Source organism: Mucilaginibacter corticis, assembly GCF_007558865.1.
Classification (GTDB): Bacteria; Bacteroidota; Bacteroidia; order Sphingobacteriales; family Sphingobacteriaceae; genus Mucilaginibacter; species Mucilaginibacter corticis.
Map to the genome: position 1 here is coordinate 1,022,175 of NZ_VLPK01000001.1, position 17,770 is coordinate 1,039,944.

Below are 17,770 nucleotides of genomic sequence, written 5' to 3' on the forward strand. Positions count from 1 at the left end.
TAATTTTAAGCCATTATTTTTAAATCTGAATGATAATCTTCATAAAAACAAAAAAATCGTTTATTTCGCTTAAAAATGACGTTAAATAAAAAAGGCTGGTTTTTTCATAAAAAATATCTGTTTTTAATGCTGGTTTTACTGGTTTTGGGCTGCGCGGTACAACAAAAACCGCAAGGCGGGCCCAGGGACCGCAATCCGCCAAAATTATTGAAGGCTACCCCCCCCAACCTTACCCACAATTTCGCGGCAAAAGAAATACGGCTTGAGTTTGACGAATATTTTAAACTGAACAACCCGTTCCAGGAAATTACTGTTTTCCCGGCACCCGATAAAAATCCGGATTTTAAAACACGTACGAAAACTTTGGTGATCACCTTAAAAGACACCTTATTAAAAAACACCACCTACGTAATTAATTTTGGCAAGGCCATTGGCGATGTTAATGAAAACAATATTTTAAAAAACTTTACTTACGTCTTTTCAACCGGTAGTCATATCGACTCGCTCACCATGTCGGGCACGGTAACCAATAACGATACGCAACAGAAAGAAAAAGAGGCAACTGTTATGCTCTTTACTTTAAAGCAGGATTCGATGCTGTTTGGTAAAAAGAAACCGAGCATTTATACCACTACCGATTCGGCAGGTAATTTCAGGCTGAGCAATTTAAAAGAGGGCGTGTACAAGATCTATGCACTGAAAGAACAAGCGCCCAACAAGATCTATGATAATGATAATGAGCTGATAGGTTTCTCAACAAAGCCCATTAAGTTCACGCATGATACATCAACCATTAATTTAAGAATATTTAAACAGGAGCCGGCTAAGATCCGCTTTGTTGAAAAGAAATTTACATTGGATGGGGCCATGTCATTCTTTTTTAACAAGCCTATTGAAAAACCATCCGTAAAGATCCTTTATCCAAAAGGGCTGGACGAACAGAAATTAGTTGATTTTAATAAGACCGGCGACTCGGTAGTTGTCTATTCGAAAAATATGGATTTCGATTCTGTGCGGTTTGCATTTTACAGTAATAACAAACCGCTGGATACCACTTACCTGCGTAAGCAACGTAAAGAGTCGTTTACGCGCACGCTCGGTTTTAGATATGGTTTATCTGTTATGAACGAATTAAAACCCGGCACCGACCTGCATTTGTACACCAGCCTGCCCATTGATTCGTTTGACCCATCATTGATAACTTTAAAGGAAGATTCGACTGTTGTAAATTATACTTTAGTAAAGGACACCGGCGCGGTATCAAAAAACTTTACGATGAAATACCGATGGAAGCCAAAAGCAGTATACCAGCTAACCATTGAAGATGGCGCGTTTACTACCATATATGGTGACAAAAATAAACGGCAGTATAAAAAGTTCAATATTGGTAAGCCTGAAAATTTCAGCAATTTAACGTTAAGTGTTTCTGTGCCCGACTCTGCTAAAATGTACGTAGTTCAGCTCTTAAACGAACAGAACATTGTGTTAAGAAGCGATGTGATCACCAAGAAAACAAAAATAGCTTATAACAATTTTTATGTTGGAAAATTTACCGTCCGTGTAGTTTATGACGACAATAAAAATGGTAAATGGGATTCAGGCAGTATCAAGGAATTAAGGCAACCGGAGAACATGTGGGTAAACCCCAAGGTGATCACGCTAAGGCCAAACTGGGATTCGGAAGAAACAGTAGATATACCCAAAGAGGTTATTGTCCATTAAACCAGCCGGAGTACATTACATAATTATTGGGTAATTTGTCTAACATGGCGCGCTGTTCGTCGGTTAAGGGTTTTATCTTTTTGGCGGGTGTGCCGGCATATAAATATCCCGACTCGCATATAGTTTTCTCTAATACCACAGAACCCGCGCCTATAATTACATATTCTTCAATCACGGCATTATCCATTACTATAGCACCCATGCCTACCAGTGTATGGTCCTTTAAAACGCAGCCGTGTATCAGGGCGTTATGGCCTATTGATACATAATTACCAATATCAGTAGCCGCGCCATTATACGTACAATGGATCACTGCACCATCCTGGATATTTGAATTATTACCAATCCGGATATAATTTACATCTCCCCTGATCACCGCGTTAAACCATACCGAACATTTATCACCCATACTAACGTCACCAACTATAGTAGCGTTTTCGGCTATGAAACAGTCTTGTCCCCATACAGGGCTTTTATCTTTAACAGGTAGTATTAATGGCATATGCTAATTTGATTTTGTAGTTTTTAAATTTACTATATTTGATCAAACCTGCCTTAATTATGAAAAAGTTTATCACTATACTTTTATTTGCGCCGCTTGCTTGTTCTAGCTTATTCGCACAGGAAGTTATTCAGGCTAAAGATACTTCTGCTTCAAAAAATACGCTTCCATTCTTAGCCAAGCCCGATGCGACAAATAAATATAATGTTGCCGTTTTGACACCTTACTATTTGCATAAACTGAATAAAGACACATCAGATTTGGCAAAAAAGCAGCTTTATTTTTATAAGATTGATGGAAGTGACAGAATTTATACTGCTGCAGCGTCGATAAATTTAGTAGACCAGGGAAGTATATCGGCCATGAATTTTTTGAAAGATAAATCTGCAACCGATCAATTTGGCCCCAAAGCAACAAATGGCGTCATTATCATCAGCTTATTGCAAGGAACAGATATATTACAAGCAGATCAGCTTTTAGATAAATATAAGATTGCCAGGAAAGACAGAAACCTACCTTTATATATAGATAGCTGCCTTAATAGAAATTCAGATAAACTATTTTATCCTACAAAAAGCATCAAATCTGTAACCATTGCTGCAGAAAAAGAGACCGGGATGAACTATATCAGTATCCTGACTAATAATGATAAAATAAACCACTAACTTAACTTTAAAATATGAAAAATATAATCCTTTTACTCTTGTTGTTTTTAGTGACAACGTACTATGGTTTTGCTCAGCAAAATAATCCATATAAAGATTCGATTATACAGAATATAAGCGGGAACCCGGGCCTAAGGCATCAAGCGAAACCATACAAAGGCCGGGTACTTTACACCACCGGCAATGGTTATCGCCAACAGGGCAAACTTTTAAAGGATACAAACAGATTTTCGTCAAAGTCACCCTTTTACCTTATAAAATTAAACGATCAGACCATTCCCTACTCGGCCTGGTCAACTCTTAGTCTAATAGGGCCTGAACAAATTTTCGATATGAACATTTATTCAGGAAAAAAGGCGGATTCATTGTATACGGGGAGTGGTGAAAAAGGATTGATCATTATCCGAATAAAAAAAGACCTTCCAGCGTACACAAGAGCAGACTTTTTTAAAAAATATAATATAAAAAAGAAATACGATAACCTTCCTGTTTATATTGATAGCGCCATTGCTTATCATACGGAAAAATTCATTTTCTCCGAAACTGCTATTAAGAGCGTAACTATAGCAAAAGACAAGGAAACAGGTTTTAAGTTTATTAATATATTAACAACTTTCCCCTACATAAAATATAACCCAAATGAGTTGTATATTCGTGGCTTAGCCTCAACGGGAAAATAACTAAGAAATAAGCGGAAATAGCTCAGCTGGTAGAGCATCAGTTTCCCAAACTGAAGGCCGCGGGTTCGAATCCCGTTTTCCGCTCGACCTAATTTTTTATGTCATTTCGAAGCATAGCGAGAAATCTTTAACAATTGCTTAGTAGTATGATGTATAAGATTTCTCACTCGTACCTCTTTTCGAAATGACATGTAATATAAATATGTGATCTAAAATACCGTATCCTCCAAAACATCCTGGTGTTCAGCATAATCGGTCGTGTAATGTAATCCCCTGCTCTCCTTACGTATCATAGCTGATTTTACAACGATATAAGATACCTGGATCAAATTACGCAACTCGCAAAGTTTTACCGATAGCTTGGTTTGTTTATAGAATGATTCTGTTTCTTCATATAATAAACCCAGGCGGCGCATGGCCCGTTCCAAACGGAAATCAGAACGGACAATACCTACATAGTCGTTCATCAATTTCTGCATCTCGCGGATATTGTGCGTAACCAGGATATCTTCGTTTGACAATTTTACGCCATGTTCATCCCAGTCGGGTATATTTTCGGGGATAGTAATAGTATTAAATTGTGCTATGGCGCTTTCATAAATGCGGTGCGCAAATACCAATGCCTCTAATAACGAATTGGAAGCTAAGCGGTTAGCACCATGTAATCCTGTTGATGAACACTCGCCGCAGGCGTATAACCTGTGGATAGATGATTGCCCATAATGATCTACCATTACACCACCGCACATATAATGACATGCCGGCGAAACCGGGATCATATCCTTGGTCATATCAATGCCTATCTCTAAACATTTTGCATAAATATTGGGGAAATGTGTTAGCAAGTCTTTTTTGCTACGGTGACGAATATCCAGGTAGACATAATCTTCTCCTGATTTTTTTATCTCGGCATCAATAGCGCGGGCGACAATATCACGCGGAGCTAATGATTTACGTTCATCATATTCCTGCATAAATTCTTCTCCGTTAGTACGCTTCAATATTCCTCCAAAACCACGTACGGCTTCAGAGATCAGGAAAGACGGATAATCGCCGGGGTTATATAATGCTGTAGGGTGAAACTGGATAAACTCCATATTTCTTACCTTTCCTTTAGCCCGGTATACCATGGCCACACCATCGCCGGTAGCTATGGTTGGGTTTGTAGTTACCGAATAAATATGCCCCGCACCACCCGATGCCATAACTGTAACCTTCGAAAGAAATTTTTCAACCTCGTTAGTGACTGTATTTAATGCATAGATACCATAGCAAGTAATGTCGTCAGATGATTTATCAACAAACTCTCCCAAATGGTGTTGAGTGATCAGGTCTACCGCAAAATAATGCGTCAATATCTCAATATTGGGGTTTTGATGGATCTGCTCTAATAAAGAGCGCTCAATTTCAAAACCTGTAATATCTTTATAATGTAATACCCTGAATTCTGAATGACCACCCTCTTTTGCCAGGTCATAAAGTCCTTCATTGGTCTTGTCAAAACTGGTTCCGTAATCAATAATTTCATTAATTCTGTCCGGTCCTTCCTTTACCACAATTTCAACAACTTCCTTGTCGCATAGCCCATCGCCGGCAATTAAGGTGTCATTTATATGCTTTTCAAAAGAATCTTCTTTTTTATCCACAACCACCGCGACACCACCCTGGGCATACTTAGTGTTCGACTCGTCTTCATTTGATTTTGTAACTATCAGTACCTTACCATGCTTTGCCGCTTTTAGTGCAAAACTTAATCCGGCAATACCAGAACCAACTACCAGGAAATCCACAGATTTGGACATAGAATATGTGTTAGATGTGTAAAATTATAAAGTATGTTAACAATAGCGTTCAAAGATGTTAATTTTGTGTAAGCAAAAAACTAACAAGTAATTAATTAGTGGATAACCTTACTTTTTAGTGATAATGGTAACATTTTTTAAGCGACTTTTGCGCCGTTTTAACAACGAAACTAACATTAAAATCACTAAGAAAATATTAACAAATAAGTTTTTAAAATAAATATTGATTTACAGATTATTCTAATTATCAGTTAAATGATTAATCAAAAGTATCAGCAGTTTGTTAATAAGTAATTAGAAAAAATATTTTATAAAAAACTTCACCTTATTTTTAAACATAATTAACACACCAATAACAATAGTTTCTTTTTATATAAAAAAATGATTGTTATTAATTGAATTGTTGAAATGGATATCTTCGAAGAAATAAATCTGAAAGGCTACGCCGAGGAATATATAGACCCAACGCTTGACCTTTTTGACGAAATAGAAAAACTTAAAAAAGAAAAAAATGCGGTTATACTTGCTCACTACTATCAGGATGCTGATATACAAGATATTGCAGATTATATTGGCGATAGTTTGGGATTATCGCAGCAAGCCGCAAAAACTGATGCCGATATTATCGTATTCGCCGGCGTACACTTTATGGCCGAAACAGCCAAGATCTTATCACCAACAAAAAAGGTTTTACTGCCCGACGCAAAAGCGGGGTGTTCATTAGCCGACAGCTGCCCGCCACATTTGTTTAAAAAGTTCAAGGAGCAATATCCTGATCACCTGGTGATCACCTATGTAAACTGTACGGCCGAACTAAAAGCTTTAAGCGATATTGTTTGTACATCAAGTAATGCGATACAGATTGTTGAAAGCCTGCCGCCCGAGCAAAAGATAATTTTTGGCCCTGATAAAAATTTAGGAGCTTATGTTGCTAAAAAAACAGGCCGCGACCTGGTATTATGGAACGGCGCCTGCATGGTGCATGAAATTTTCTCAAGAGAAAAGATCACCAAACTAAAAGAAAGGCATCCGGATGCTAAATTGCTGGCGCATCCGGAATGCGAGGATGTAATACTGGAGATGGCTGATTACATAGGATCCACCACAGGGATATTAAAATATGCCACAAAAAGCGATGCAAAAGAATTTATAGTGGCTACAGAGCCGGGAATTATTCATCAAATGGAAAAAGATAACCCCGCTAAGGTATTTATCCCCGCCCCGCCGAATAATAATTGCGCTTGTAATGATTGCCCCCACATGAAAAGAAATACGTTGGAGAAGCTTTATTTATGCCTTAAAAATGAGTTGCCGGAAATTGAAGTTCCTGAAGATATCATAGTAAGAGCAGTAAAACCGATTGAAAGAATGCTGGAGATCTCGGCTAAGTTAGGCTTGTAAATGATTTCACTGATTTTAGAAAAGATTCCACCGATTAATATTAATCGGTGGAATCAATTTTTAAATCTGTTTCATCTGGATAAATTATATACCCGCATCCTTTTTAACCTCTATTGCATCCTGAATATTTTGGGGTAGATTTGATAGTAAGTTATAACCTGTTGCCGTTTCAATATCACGCACAGAAACAATGTACTTTGTCCAGTCGGCATCTATTGAATTTACGTTTGGCGTGTTTACTGCGATAACTCTTGTTGCAGCGGTTATACGGCTGATATCGCCTGTACCTGCAGGTATAATAACTGCCACTTTCCAAACATTACTTGGTACATTGATATGCGCGCTGCCTGCCGTTATGTAGTTAAACTGGCCTGTCGCACCGGTACCGCCTGTACCATAGCTACCCATAATGATGTAAACCTCATTTCCACCGGCAACCTGTTCGCGTAAATAGTTTTCTAAATTGGCCCAGGTATGTTCATTATTATTAGGTGCCTGGGGTATCATATTGGTCATTAAAAATGTTGAAGAATTGGCATCTGTAGAGCTGGTTCTGTCTGCAGATGGGCAATTATGTCCCCTGTCAAAACCATAAGTAGCAAAACTATAGCTGTTGCTTTGTACAGCAAAAAAATCGGGCGGCAAGCCGCTAAAAGCAGCAAAGTTGTTCAAACGATCAACAGATCCAATATTACCGGCATCCAGATGCCAGCTTACCCAGTTAGGTTCGTCTTTTGTGCTGTTGTAAGATTCTACGTAATAACCCTGGTCTATCAAATAGTTATCAGCAAAGGTAATTGAAGGAGTAGCGTTTGATGGATTACCTAAAAATAAGTTGCTGTTTTCGCCGGTGGCGGGTGGCGCATCCGGCCCGACAGTAACACCACGGGCTGATGTAGGATTAGAAGTAGCAGTAGTATCCGGTCCTGTAGGACCGGTAGTGCCGCCACCTACAGTTATACCAGGATCACCCGTTCCTTTAAAAATAATGTCGTCAATATTAACACGCGTTGTGCCAACGGCTTTTTTAATTTCAAATCTTACTTTACCGGTTACCGTTACTTTAAATGAGTCGGTTACCAGTGTTGTGCCGGTTTCGCTGATATCGGTGCCTACCTGTGTATAAGTAGTACCACCGTCGGTAGACATTAATAATTGCCAGGTTGAATTGGCATCGGTACCATATTTTGCGTGTTTAATACTGATTTGGCTTAAGCCACTGATATCAAAGTTCATGGCGATATCGCCGGTACGTAAGCGTACAGATTTTAAACCATCTTTTACATCAGGAGCGGTGCTGCCAATTAACGCGTCATTAAAATTCCATGATCCGGTAATTAAGTTGATATCCGCGGCAGCATAAGCGGTTTTACTGCCTGCCTCAAAATCCTCTGTTATAGTGTAAGGAGTTGGTGTTGTTCCTGTGGTTCCGGTTGTACCCGTAGTTCCGGTACTGCCGGTCGATCCTGTGCTGCCATTATTGGGTGTAGATTCCTTCTTACAACCAACAGTAATTATCACGGATGCGAAAACTGTATAAATAAGTAATTTTCTGATTTTCATAAGTAAATGTTTTTTGAGTAAAGGTCGACCCTAAATGTTAATTGTATATTAATATTTTAAACCTTAATTAAAATGTTACAATGGCTTTAATATAATGTTTGCTTAAAAGATTGTTTAGGCAGTATTTGAAATAAGCTTTCGTATTTTTGTTGGATTAAGATTACACTGGTTTTTAAAGATGATTTCACAGATTGATGATGGTCATTTATAAATCTGTGTAATCACAAAAAAATCGGTGTAATCCAAAATAAATATGTTCGACAATAAAGAGAAAACCAATATAGAAGCCCTGGGCGAGTTCGGCCTGATCAATCATCTTACAAAAAATATTGAGCTGGTACAAAAAAGCACTATAAAAGGTGTGGGTGATGATGCTGCCGTACTTGATTTTGAAGGTAAACGGATGCTGGTATCAACCGATATGTTATTGGAAGGCATACACTTCGATTTGGCTTACACACCGTTAAAGCATTTGGGTTATAAAGCTATACAGGTTAACCTGAGCGATATCTACGCTATGAACGGTACCCCTACCCAGGTAACGGTAGCCATAGGTATGTCGAGCAAGTTCCCAATTGAAGCTGTGGAAGAAATATATGAAGGCATTTATATCGCCTGCGAAAAATATGGTGTAGATCTAATAGGCGGTGATACTTCATCATCAAAACAGGGGTTGGTATTAAGCGTAACGTCTATTGGTTATGCCGATGCGGAAGATGTGGTTTACCGTAACGGCGCGCAGGAAGGCGACCTGATCTGTGTATCCGGCGATCTGGGTGGTGCTTATGTTGGTTTGCAATTGTTAGAACGCGAAAAACTGATATACCTTGAAAACCCCAATATCCAACCCGACCTGGAAGGTAAAGACTACATAGTTGAACGCCAGTTAAAGCCCGAGGCACGTAAAGATGTAATTGACCTGCTAAAAGAAATTGATGTTAAGCCTACTGCGATGATAGATATATCGGATGGTTTGGCATCAGAGATCATGCATATCTGTAAGCAAAGTAGTAAGGGCTGCAGTATTTATGAAGAAAAAATTCCGCTGGACCCGATGACCTTTGAAACCGCACGCGAATTTAACCTTGACCCAACAGTTTGTGCCTTAAGCGGCGGCGAAGATTATGAACTGCTATTTACCGTAAAGCAGGCCGATTACGAAAAGATTAAATTTAAAATGGATATATCCATTATCGGCCATATTACAGAACCTGCATCGGGTTGTAACCTGATCACAAAATCAGGTAATGTACACCCGCTTAAAGCGCAGGGATGGAACGCTTTCCCAAATAGTGAATCTGCTGACAAATAAGTAAGTTTTAATAATTTCTGAGGTTATCAGTAACATTTACCATAGATTTATATCAAATTGTAAACGTCTAAACCTATGAAAAAATTTACCTACCTGGCAGCTTTAATGTTATTTTCTGTAACAGTAAACGCTCAAAAATCCATTCTTTTTAAATTTAGGTACCTGCCTGCGCATACCTACAAATCCAACATAAAAATGGATATGGACATGCACATGGATATGAAAAACGACTCGTCAGCCGCCGGTAATTCGCCGGTTAGTCAGCCTGTAGATATGAAAATGGATGCTTTAACCGCTGTTGAAATAAAAACAGGCGCTTTAAAACAAAATAAAACCTTCCCTTTTACCATGACACATGGCGATGTACATTCTGTTATGGTGATGAATGGTAAAGAAACCCCGACGCCAAAAAACCCGATGGTGGGTAAAAGCATATATGGCCAGTGTACTGCCGACGGAAAGTTGCATATAGATTCAATGTCGTTCAAAGGAATGCCGGAACAATTTAAAGCGGTTATGACTGAGATGATGAATAAGGCGCAGGGACAAATAAAATTCCCTGAAAAACCATTAGCCATAGGTCAAACCTTTACACAGGAAATACCATTTAGTATGCCTGCCGGCGGTATAAAAATAGATATGAAGATCAAAACCATTTACAAACTTATAGCTGTAAAAGATAACCTTGCCTATTTTGATACGGATATGTCCCTGGGCTTTGATCTGGATAGTGAAAAGAATGGCACCAAAATTACGGGTAAAGGAACCGGGAAAGGCACAGGTAAATTAACGTTCAGCCTGGTAAAAAGCTACCCTGTAGCTATGGCAAGTAATTTTACCATGCAGTATACCATGAATGTAAAAACCATGAGCATAGCCGCTAACATGAAAATGGTATCTGATGTAAAAAATAATATTAGCACCAACTTAAAATAAGCTTGTTTGCTTGCCGCCTTTTGGTGTAAATAGCGTATAATCATATTCCGGCATTTCCCTGCCTGCTAAAAAACGGTTGCAGGCCATTTTATAAAGCTGATGGATAGATTGTGCCACCTGCCCTTCGCCACGCATGCGGCGGCCAAAATCACTGTCGTTCAGTTTGCCGTCATGGCAGGCCCTGATCATATTCAGCACCTTTTCGGCGCGGTCGGGATAAGCTTTATGGATCCAGTCTGTAAATATTTCGCCAATGCTGCCGTTTAACCTAACTATGGTAAAACCGGCTGATCTTGCACCCCTGTCGGCAGCGGCCTTTATAATATCGGGGATCTCGTTGCTGTTTAACCCTGGTATAATAGGCGCTACCATTACCCTAACCGGGACATTGAGTTCAGACAATTTCTGAATAACCGCCAGCCTTCCACTGGCCGTAACAGTGCGCGGTTCCAGCTTTTGCCGTATCGATTCGTTAAGGGATGTTATAGATACGTTGACATGCACCAGATTAAGTTTGGCCAGCTCAGTAATAATATCGAGGTCGCGGATAATAACATTGTTTTTGGTGATGATGCTTACCGGGTTTTTATATTGCAAAAACACCTGCAGCAATCCCCTTGTTATTTTAAGCCTCCGCTCGATAGGCTGGTAACAATCTGTATTGCCCGATAGCAGGATAGACACCGGCTGGTAATTTTTCTTATTGAAATACTTTTCCAGCAGCTCGGCGGCGTTACGCTTTACAATGATCTTACGCTCAAAATCAAGGCCGGCGCTAAAGCCAAAATATTCATGTGTATTACGGGCATAACAATAAATACAACCATGTTCACAACCCTGGTAAGGATTTATAGAGTACATGTGGCTCAGGTCGGGGCTGTTTGATTCGCTCACTATCTTTTTAGGCGTTTCTTCAAACAGTTGCGTAGCCGAGTTTTCCAATAACGGCTCATCCAACCCCTCAATATGATCAAGCACATATTTGCGCTTTAAAAACTTGTTATCCGTATTAACCTGCGCTCCGCGCCCCTTAAAAAACTCCGGATTCTCCTGATGTGCCATAAATCAAAATTGCTAATATTTTTAGCAAATAACAAAAGTGTTGATTAATTTTTATTGTTTAATTTCGGGGCATATTTCGTCCATCCATGAAAAAATACGTCTCCAAATTCCATTATCTCACGCAGGACCTGCCCAATCGTACGCATATCGAACAGGCACAAATTGCCTGCGAAGCGGGGGCAAATTGGATCCAGTATCGTTGTCTTACCAAAAGCGATGAAGAACTGATCGACGAGATCAATCAAATTGCCGGGATCTGTGACGATTGGGGCGCTACATTGATCATTACCAACCATTACCATTTACTGCATAAAGTTGATGCACAAGGTGTACATATTGAAGATTTTAATGCTGATTTCGTCGGTATCCGCGCAGAAATAGGTGAGGATAAGACCCTTGGCGCATCGGCCACAAATATTAAACAACTACTGGCAAAACAGGCAACCGGTGTTGTTGATTATTGTGGCTATGGCCCATTTGCCCATACGGATACTAAACCTAATGACAAACCCTTATTGGGTTTTGAAGGATACCGGTTATTGCAACGCCACCAGGTAGATCTGCCTGTTATAGCTGTAGGAGGAATCCAATTAGCTGATGTTGAGCCGCTGCTGCAAATAGGTATTTATGGAATTGCCGTATCGGCCGCGGTTAATTTAGCTGCAGATCCGGGTCAGGCGTTTAAAGAAATTTATAGGAAGATATATTGATAAACATTGCAACTAATCGCTAATCTCCAATTAACTAATCTCTAACCACCATGTCATCACATCATATCGTCCGCGAAAAGCAAGAGCCCGCCCTGTTGGTACTGGGGCTGGACGGGTTTGATGATGAGCAACTGGGGCAATTACTGGAGTGGAGCCCAACAATAATAACCACACCCATTACTGCGGAGAAACTAAACGTACAGGGGATTAAAATAGACTGGATCATTACTGACGAAACGGATGGCGACCTGCAATCGGATATTAAACATTTGCCTGTTGGCGATAAAACCATCATCGCGGCCGCGATGGATCATTTGATAGAAAAAGGCTATCCGGCTGTTAATATAGTGACGGACGAGTTTGAACTTGCAGAATATCTCCCCTTTGCTGATAAAATAAACCTGGTGATCTTTTACCGCCAGCAAAAAATATATGCGGTCCCTTCGGGCTTTAACAAATGGAAACCGGGAGGCGAGGAAATCCGGATCTTATCTTCAACCGATCAGCTTAAAACAGCGGGCCTTGAAAAATCAGATGCTGATGTTTATATCACATCTGCTGACGGGTTTTTTAGCCTTGAATTTAATGAGCCGTTCTTGTTTATTTCTGAAAAGCTGTAGCCTTTTGGTGGTTAAATACGTTTTACTATTTATATTTGATACTGCAGGATACGTCAGAACAGCAATGATTAAACCTTTGTATCTTTGTTAGTCTAAAATATAACAAGCGGCATTAACTATGCCGGCATATCATAACCAAAACATGAAAAAGATATATAAAAACGTAATTGGGCTTGCCTTTAGCACTATATTGGGCTTAAGTGTGGCGCTGCCTGCAAGTGCGCAAAGGGGCAGTGATCATAGCGATAACAAATCTTCCCCACCGCCTGCCGCTCCGCAGCGCCAGTCGGCACCCGCGCCAGCTCCGGTACAGCGTTCTGCTCCCCAACAGCAGGTGCAACGCTCTGCTCCGCAGCAACAACAACAGCAACAGGTACAACGCGCTACTCCACAACAGCAGCAACGCCCAGTTCAGCAGCAGCAAACTCAATACCAGGGGACGCAGCAACAGAATAACTCTTATAACAGGCCGCAAAGAAACCCTAACGCGATAGGTTCTAATACGCCGCCATCTGCGCCACGAGGCATACAACACAGTACACCGCCATCTTTTGGCCGGGAAAGTCAGCAATCGCGCCATTTTCCGGCTATCGGACAAAGGCCTTATACCTATACACCAAGAGGAAATGGAAATTCATACAGTATCGGCGGTTACCGCAGCTATCCGGGCCTGCCATATGGAAGAAACCATATAACTGCAAGGCCGCAAGGCTTTTATTACCGTAACCGGGGTTATTATGCAACGTATTACAGGCCGCAACTGGGCTTTAGCCTGACTGTGTTGCCTACCGGGTATTATCCGTTTTACTTTGGCCCCGACCAATATTACTACAGCGACGGCCTGTACTACAGGCAGGAAGATGATAACTATACAGTAGTTGAACCACCTGTTGGCGCAACCATAGACAAACTGCCATCCAAAGCACAGGCCATCGCCATAAATGGTATGCAGTATTATGAGTTGAACGGGGTTTATTATCAGCCGATAACAAAAGATGACGGTACCCTGGTTTACCAGATCGCGGGTAAAGACGGCGAGTTAAATACCGATGATGGCGGAGCTACGGCATCACAGGATGACCTGCCACAGGTAGGCGACCTGGTTGATAACCTGCCTGAAGGCTGCAAAATATTAAAGCTGAACGGTCAAAAATATTACGTATCGCAGGAAGGCTATTACTTCCAGGACGCGGTTGATACCAATGGCGACAAAGTATTTAAAATTGTTGGTACCCCAACCGAAGAGCCGACAAATTAAGAATAACCGGTTTGTAAGAATTTTAAGGGAGAGGGCATTAGCTTTCTCCCTTTTTTGTTTTTTAATAGTATTTACCCTTAAGGATATGGCACTATTGTTTTTAATAATTCGTTTATATTTATAGCTTAAGTTTACTTTATGAATTTCAGAGCCTATTTTGCCGGTCCAATCAAACGCGTTTCTTTACTGCTGAGCTTTTGCCTTTTCGCTTGCATGGCGTCTTACGCCCAAAGTTTAAAGGTTGCCGCCGCAGCCAATCTGCAATCTATTATAACCGTTCTTCAAAAAGATTTTAAACAGAAAACCAACATCGATATCGATCCCATCGTGGGTTCGTCAGGTAAATTGGTGGCACAGATAAAGAACGGAGCACCGTTTGATGTTTTTTTGTCCGCAGATATGAGTTTCCCTGATGCTTTGTATAAAGATGGGTTTTCGGCAAAAGCGCCGGTTGTTTACGCTTTAGGCAACCTGGTTATTTGCAGTGCTACAAACATCGGTTTTGAAAACTGGGAGCGTACCATGCTGACCCCGCGTATCAAAAAAATCGCTATAGCTAATCCATCCGTTGCGCCTTACGGCCTTGCAGCTGAAGAACTTTTAAAGAAAAAAGGGGTATTAGATAATGTAAAAAGCAAAATGGTTTACGGCGAAAGCATATCGCAGGTAAATACTTACATCACTACAGGTGTGGTCGATGTTGGCTTTACCACCCAGGCGCTGGTTAAAGACCCGGCCAATAAAACAACGCTTTTCTGGAAACTGATCGACCCCAAAACATACACCCCTATACAACAGGGAATGGTAATTTTAAAACACGGGGAAACAAACCCTGATGCCGAAAAATTTTACCGCTATATTTTAAGCGAAGACGCTAAGAAGATCTTTGAGCAATATGGGTATCGTGTTCAATAAACCCCAGCCAACACATAACTGATGGACCTGTCACCAATTTGGCTCACCTTAAAGCTGGCTGCAATTACAACATCGTTGTTATTTATTGCGGGCTTACCTATTGCCGGGTGGTTGTCAAAAGGGCGGTCGTTTTTTAAAACCATTGTCGAGGCCATTATTACTATGCCATTGGTTTTGCCGCCATCGGTATTGGGCTTTTATTTACTATTGGCTTTTAGCCCGCAGCACGGTCTGGGCAAGTGGCTGCAGGGCACCTTCGATACGCAATTTGTTTTTTCATTTAAGGGATTAGTGTTAGCCTCATTCATTTACAGTATGCCGTTTATGACGGGGCCGATTAAATCGGCTTTGCAGCAGTTGCCTGTTTCGCTGACACAAGCATCTTACACATTGGGTAAAACCCAGTGGCAGACATTTAAAAGCGTTTTAGTACCCAATATCAAACCTTCATTGCTTACCGCTATAGTGCTGACCTTTGCCCATACGCTGGGCGAGTTTGGCGTGGTGCTGATGATAGGCGGCAATATACCCGGGGTAACACGCGTGGCATCGATTGCTGTATACGATTCGGTAGAGCGGATGGATTACGCGGCGGCCAATGCCTATTCGCTGATTTTGTTCGGCATCACCTTCGTGATGGTGATAAGTGTGTTTGTTTTTAATAAATACCAGGCTAAATCCCCCTTAGAATGATAGACCTGTCGATAGAGAAGAAGCTAAAGGTTTACCAGGGGAAACAGGTTTTAAAAATAAGCCATCAGTTTGACCCCGGTAGCATTACAAAAGTCTATGGGCCGTCGGGAGCGGGTAAAACCACGCTGTTAAAGATCATTGCCGGGCTGGTATCACCCGAAAAGGGGAAAATAGTGGTGGATAACAAAACATGGTTAGATACCGGTAACAAAATAAACCTGCCGCCACAAAAAAGAATGCCGGGTTTTGTTTTCCAGGATTATGCCCTTTTTCCAAACATGACCGTTAGAGACCATCTGCAATATGCCACTACCGACGTGGATTGGATAAAACGTTTGCTGTTTTTAGGTAAGCTGGATACGCTGACGGATCATAAACCCATCCATCTGTCCGGTGGACAACAGCAACGATTAGCCATATTAAGGGCATTGGCCATAAAACCAAAATTGGTTTTGATGGATGAACCTTTTTCGGCACTGGACTCGGATATGAAAACCGAATTAATTGCCGACCTGAAATTGATATTTAAAGAATTAGGAGCAACTGTTTTAATTGTAAGCCATAACCCGCAGGAGTTGGAAGGGTTGGCTGATGGGGAGTTGTATATCCCCTAAAAAAAAGTGTCATTTCGACCAACGGGAGAAATCTTAAACGCATTGCAAATGATCGCGCGTTTAAGATTTCTCACTCGTACCTCGTTTCGAAATGACAATTTTACGGTTATTGAGCTTACAATACCTCTGCAATAGATCTTATTGACGGGCGGTTACGGTAATCTTTGTCAAAATGAACAAAGATCAGTTTGCCGGTTTTGTCAATAACATATGTGGCGGGAACCGGCAGCACATGGTCTGTATTGCCATTGTTTTGCTCAAGATCAATGCCGTAGCCTTTGTATTTGGTTACCATATCCTGGTCCATCACATAGTTGACATCGTACGCCTTCATTATTTTATATCCTTTATCCTGTATTATAGAAAAAGAGGCGTGTGTTTTACCAACGGTTTTACTTATATTTTCGCTGGTTTCGGGCGTTACGCCAATAACGTAAGCGCCTTTGCCGGTGAGCAATTGAAGCGAATCCTGCAACCGCTGGATATGTTTGTTGCAATACGGGCACCATTGCCCGCGATAGAAAAATAATACCACTGATTTATTGGTTTTTAACAACTTTTTCAAATCAAGCGCTTTGCCGTAGTTGTCTTTGCCCGTAAATTCAGGGGCCTGTTCGCATTTCTTTAAGCCCGCTTGTGCAAATAATGAAGCAGAGCCGAACAGTAAGAAAGTTATAAGTATAAATTTTTTCATTTTTGTTTTATGTTTAAATTAAGCGGGAGGACAAGCCTCCCGCCCTGTCAAATTACATTTTGCCCATTTTACCGGTGTCTTTTGCCATTTTCTTGGCAGACATTTTTTTGTCCATCTTCTTTTTATCCATCTTCTTGTCCATTTTAGACATCTTGGACATTTTACCCATTTTGCCGGTATCGGCTAATGACGGATGGATTGGGCCGGCCAGTACGTTTAAAGAAAAGGCGGCTACGATAGCACCTGTTACCAGGATTTTTGAAATAATTGATTTCATCTTTGTTGTCGTTTTAATGTTTGATTTCAGGCTTAGTCGCACATCTAAAACAAACCTTACAACAAGATCAATTTTTATTTAATTCATCTTCAATACGGTGCTGCAGCTCCTGTTTAAAGTTGTCGTCAAGGTGTGCGCCGTCGTCTTTAGGGGCCTTAAAAAGCTGTTGAACCATTTTATTGATCAACGCGCTTTGTTTATCAAATACCCGGCACACCGAGCAACCAAACAGGTGAATGCGTAACTCCATTTTTTCGCGCAGGGTAAGGCGGTCAATTAGCTTTTTCTCGATCAGGAAAGTAGCTCGCCGGCAGTTGTATATGATCTTTTTTAGTGGGCCCATT

The 17,770-nt window shown here is 40.7% G+C and carries 19 protein-coding genes and 1 tRNA gene; 13 read left to right on the top strand and 7 right to left on the bottom strand.

Annotated elements, in window-relative coordinates:
• Positions 1–75: 75 nt before the first annotated feature.
• Entirely contained in the window at positions 76–1,722 is a 1,647-nt protein-coding gene (locus FO440_RS04385; RefSeq protein ID WP_144247001.1) for an Ig-like domain-containing protein, read from the top strand.
• Here the strand turns inward: FO440_RS04385 and FO440_RS04390 are convergent.
• Positions 1,709–2,224, bottom strand: a complete 516-nt coding sequence (locus FO440_RS04390; protein WP_144247002.1) for a gamma carbonic anhydrase family protein — start codon at positions 2,222–2,224, stop codon at positions 1,709–1,711. The genes FO440_RS04385 and FO440_RS04390 overlap by 14 nt on opposite strands.
• 59 nt (positions 2,225–2,283) lie before the next feature.
• On the opposite strand from FO440_RS04390, the gene FO440_RS04395 reads away from it, so the two are divergent.
• The 3 genes from FO440_RS04395 (at position 2,284) to FO440_RS04405 (ending at position 3,653) form a co-directional block, all read left to right on the top strand.
• Positions 2,284–2,889 (top strand): hypothetical protein, encoded by a 606-nt coding sequence (locus tag FO440_RS04395; RefSeq protein WP_144247003.1) that lies wholly within the window; start codon positions 2,284–2,286, stop codon positions 2,887–2,889.
• A gap of 14 nt (positions 2,890–2,903) precedes the next feature.
• On the top strand, positions 2,904–3,569 hold the full coding sequence (locus FO440_RS04400; RefSeq protein WP_144247004.1) for a hypothetical protein: 666 nt from the start codon (positions 2,904–2,906) through the stop codon (positions 3,567–3,569).
• 11 nt (positions 3,570–3,580) lie between these two features.
• A tRNA-Gly gene (locus FO440_RS04405) sits at positions 3,581–3,653 on the top strand.
• A 125-nt stretch (positions 3,654–3,778) separates the two neighbouring features.
• Here the strand turns inward: FO440_RS04405 and nadB are convergent.
• Entirely contained in the window at positions 3,779–5,371 is a 1,593-nt protein-coding gene (nadB, locus tag FO440_RS04410; protein WP_144247005.1) for an L-aspartate oxidase, read from the bottom strand.
• A gap of 408 nt (positions 5,372–5,779) precedes the next feature.
• On the opposite strand from nadB, the gene nadA reads away from it, so the two are divergent.
• On the top strand, positions 5,780–6,772 hold the full coding sequence (nadA, locus tag FO440_RS04415) for a quinolinate synthase NadA (RefSeq protein WP_144247006.1): 993 nt from the start codon (positions 5,780–5,782) through the stop codon (positions 6,770–6,772).
• Positions 6,773–6,856: 84 nt separating this feature from the next.
• Here the strand turns inward: nadA and FO440_RS04420 are convergent, their stop codons facing one another.
• Entirely contained in the window at positions 6,857–8,335 is a 1,479-nt protein-coding gene (locus FO440_RS04420) for a DNA/RNA non-specific endonuclease (protein ID WP_144247007.1), read from the bottom strand.
• A gap of 253 nt (positions 8,336–8,588) precedes the next feature.
• On the opposite strand from FO440_RS04420, the gene thiL reads away from it, so the two are divergent.
• Together thiL and FO440_RS04430 are read left to right on the top strand one after the other, a co-directional pair.
• Complete coding sequence (thiL, locus tag FO440_RS04425; RefSeq protein WP_144247008.1) at positions 8,589–9,647, top strand: thiamine-phosphate kinase; 1,059 nt, start codon at positions 8,589–8,591, stop codon at positions 9,645–9,647.
• A 75-nt stretch (positions 9,648–9,722) separates the two neighbouring features.
• On the top strand, positions 9,723–10,583 hold the full coding sequence (locus FO440_RS04430) for a hypothetical protein (RefSeq protein WP_144247009.1): 861 nt from the start codon (positions 9,723–9,725) through the stop codon (positions 10,581–10,583).
• Here FO440_RS04430 and FO440_RS04435 read toward each other — a convergent pair.
• Entirely contained in the window at positions 10,575–11,645 is a 1,071-nt protein-coding gene (locus tag FO440_RS04435) for a PA0069 family radical SAM protein (protein WP_144247010.1), read from the bottom strand. The two genes, FO440_RS04430 and FO440_RS04435, sit on opposite strands and share 9 nt — an antisense overlap.
• An 86-nt stretch (positions 11,646–11,731) precedes the next feature.
• Here FO440_RS04435 and FO440_RS04440 point away from each other — a divergent pair, with 86 nt between their 5' ends.
• The 6 genes from FO440_RS04440 (at position 11,732) to FO440_RS04465 (ending at position 16,455) form a co-directional block, all read left to right on the top strand.
• Positions 11,732–12,355 (top strand): thiamine phosphate synthase, encoded by a 624-nt coding sequence (locus tag FO440_RS04440; RefSeq protein WP_144247011.1) that lies wholly within the window; start codon positions 11,732–11,734, stop codon positions 12,353–12,355.
• Between the two features lie 50 nt (positions 12,356–12,405).
• On the top strand, positions 12,406–12,975 hold the full coding sequence (locus FO440_RS04445; RefSeq protein ID WP_144247012.1) for a thiamine diphosphokinase: 570 nt from the start codon (positions 12,406–12,408) through the stop codon (positions 12,973–12,975).
• A 142-nt stretch (positions 12,976–13,117) separates the two neighbouring features.
• A complete protein-coding gene (locus FO440_RS04450; RefSeq protein ID WP_144247013.1) occupies positions 13,118–14,233 on the top strand; it encodes a DUF6515 family protein in 1,116 nt (371 codons plus the stop codon).
• Positions 14,234–14,371: 138 nt separating this feature from the next.
• On the top strand, positions 14,372–15,148 hold the full coding sequence (gene modA, locus FO440_RS04455; protein ID WP_144247014.1) for a molybdate ABC transporter substrate-binding protein: 777 nt from the start codon (positions 14,372–14,374) through the stop codon (positions 15,146–15,148).
• A 21-nt stretch (positions 15,149–15,169) separates the two neighbouring features.
• Positions 15,170–15,841, top strand: a complete 672-nt coding sequence (modB, locus tag FO440_RS04460) for a molybdate ABC transporter permease subunit (protein WP_144247015.1) — start codon at positions 15,170–15,172, stop codon at positions 15,839–15,841.
• Positions 15,838–16,455 carry an ATP-binding cassette domain-containing protein gene (locus FO440_RS04465; protein ID WP_144247016.1) on the top strand — a complete coding sequence of 206 codons (618 nt, stop codon included), beginning with the start codon at positions 15,838–15,840 and terminating at the stop codon, positions 16,453–16,455. Before modB ends, FO440_RS04465 begins: the two co-directional genes overlap by 4 nt.
• Positions 16,456–16,570: 115 nt before the next feature.
• Here the strand turns inward: FO440_RS04465 and FO440_RS04470 are convergent, their stop codons facing one another.
• From FO440_RS04470 to FO440_RS04480, 3 genes are all read right to left on the bottom strand, one after another.
• Positions 16,571–17,149 (bottom strand): peroxiredoxin-like family protein, encoded by a 579-nt coding sequence (locus FO440_RS04470; protein WP_144247017.1) that lies wholly within the window; start codon positions 17,147–17,149, stop codon positions 16,571–16,573.
• A gap of 52 nt (positions 17,150–17,201) precedes the next feature.
• Positions 17,202–17,426 (bottom strand): hypothetical protein, encoded by a 225-nt coding sequence (locus tag FO440_RS04475; protein ID WP_144247018.1) that lies wholly within the window; start codon positions 17,424–17,426, stop codon positions 17,202–17,204.
• A gap of 67 nt (positions 17,427–17,493) precedes the next feature.
• A complete protein-coding gene (locus FO440_RS04480; RefSeq protein WP_144247019.1) occupies positions 17,494–17,769 on the bottom strand; it encodes a hypothetical protein in 276 nt (91 codons plus the stop codon).
• Between the last annotated feature and the right edge of the window lies 1 nt (position 17,770).

Bases quoted from the DNA above. Each gene is read 5' to 3' on its own strand.
- FO440_RS04385 (WP_144247001.1), top strand. From the start codon at position 76: ATGACGTTAAATAAAAAAGGCTGGTTTTTTCATAAAAAATATCTGTTT.
- FO440_RS04390 (WP_144247002.1), bottom strand. From the start codon at position 2,224: ATGCCATTAATACTACCTGTTAAAGATAAAAGCCCTGTATGGGGACAA.
- FO440_RS04395 (WP_144247003.1), top strand. From the start codon at position 2,284: ATGAAAAAGTTTATCACTATACTTTTATTTGCGCCGCTTGCTTGTTCT.
- FO440_RS04400 (WP_144247004.1), top strand. From the start codon at position 2,904: ATGAAAAATATAATCCTTTTACTCTTGTTGTTTTTAGTGACAACGTAC.
- nadB (WP_144247005.1), bottom strand. From the start codon at position 5,371: ATGTCCAAATCTGTGGATTTCCTGGTAGTTGGTTCTGGTATTGCCGGA.
- nadA (WP_144247006.1), top strand. From the start codon at position 5,780: ATGGATATCTTCGAAGAAATAAATCTGAAAGGCTACGCCGAGGAATAT.
- FO440_RS04420 (WP_144247007.1), bottom strand. From the start codon at position 8,335: ATGAAAATCAGAAAATTACTTATTTATACAGTTTTCGCATCCGTGATA.
- thiL (WP_144247008.1), top strand. From the start codon at position 8,589: ATGTTCGACAATAAAGAGAAAACCAATATAGAAGCCCTGGGCGAGTTC.
- FO440_RS04430 (WP_144247009.1), top strand. From the start codon at position 9,723: ATGAAAAAATTTACCTACCTGGCAGCTTTAATGTTATTTTCTGTAACA.
- FO440_RS04435 (WP_144247010.1), bottom strand. From the start codon at position 11,645: ATGGCACATCAGGAGAATCCGGAGTTTTTTAAGGGGCGCGGAGCGCAG.
- FO440_RS04440 (WP_144247011.1), top strand. From the start codon at position 11,732: ATGAAAAAATACGTCTCCAAATTCCATTATCTCACGCAGGACCTGCCC.
- FO440_RS04445 (WP_144247012.1), top strand. From the start codon at position 12,406: ATGTCATCACATCATATCGTCCGCGAAAAGCAAGAGCCCGCCCTGTTG.
- FO440_RS04450 (WP_144247013.1), top strand. From the start codon at position 13,118: ATGAAAAAGATATATAAAAACGTAATTGGGCTTGCCTTTAGCACTATA.
- modA (WP_144247014.1), top strand. From the start codon at position 14,372: ATGAATTTCAGAGCCTATTTTGCCGGTCCAATCAAACGCGTTTCTTTA.
- modB (WP_144247015.1), top strand. From the start codon at position 15,170: ATGGACCTGTCACCAATTTGGCTCACCTTAAAGCTGGCTGCAATTACA.
- FO440_RS04465 (WP_144247016.1), top strand. From the start codon at position 15,838: ATGATAGACCTGTCGATAGAGAAGAAGCTAAAGGTTTACCAGGGGAAA.
- FO440_RS04470 (WP_144247017.1), bottom strand. From the start codon at position 17,149: ATGAAAAAATTTATACTTATAACTTTCTTACTGTTCGGCTCTGCTTCA.
- FO440_RS04475 (WP_144247018.1), bottom strand. From the start codon at position 17,426: ATGAAATCAATTATTTCAAAAATCCTGGTAACAGGTGCTATCGTAGCC.
- FO440_RS04480 (WP_144247019.1), bottom strand. From the start codon at position 17,769: ATGGGCCCACTAAAAAAGATCATATACAACTGCCGGCGAGCTACTTTC.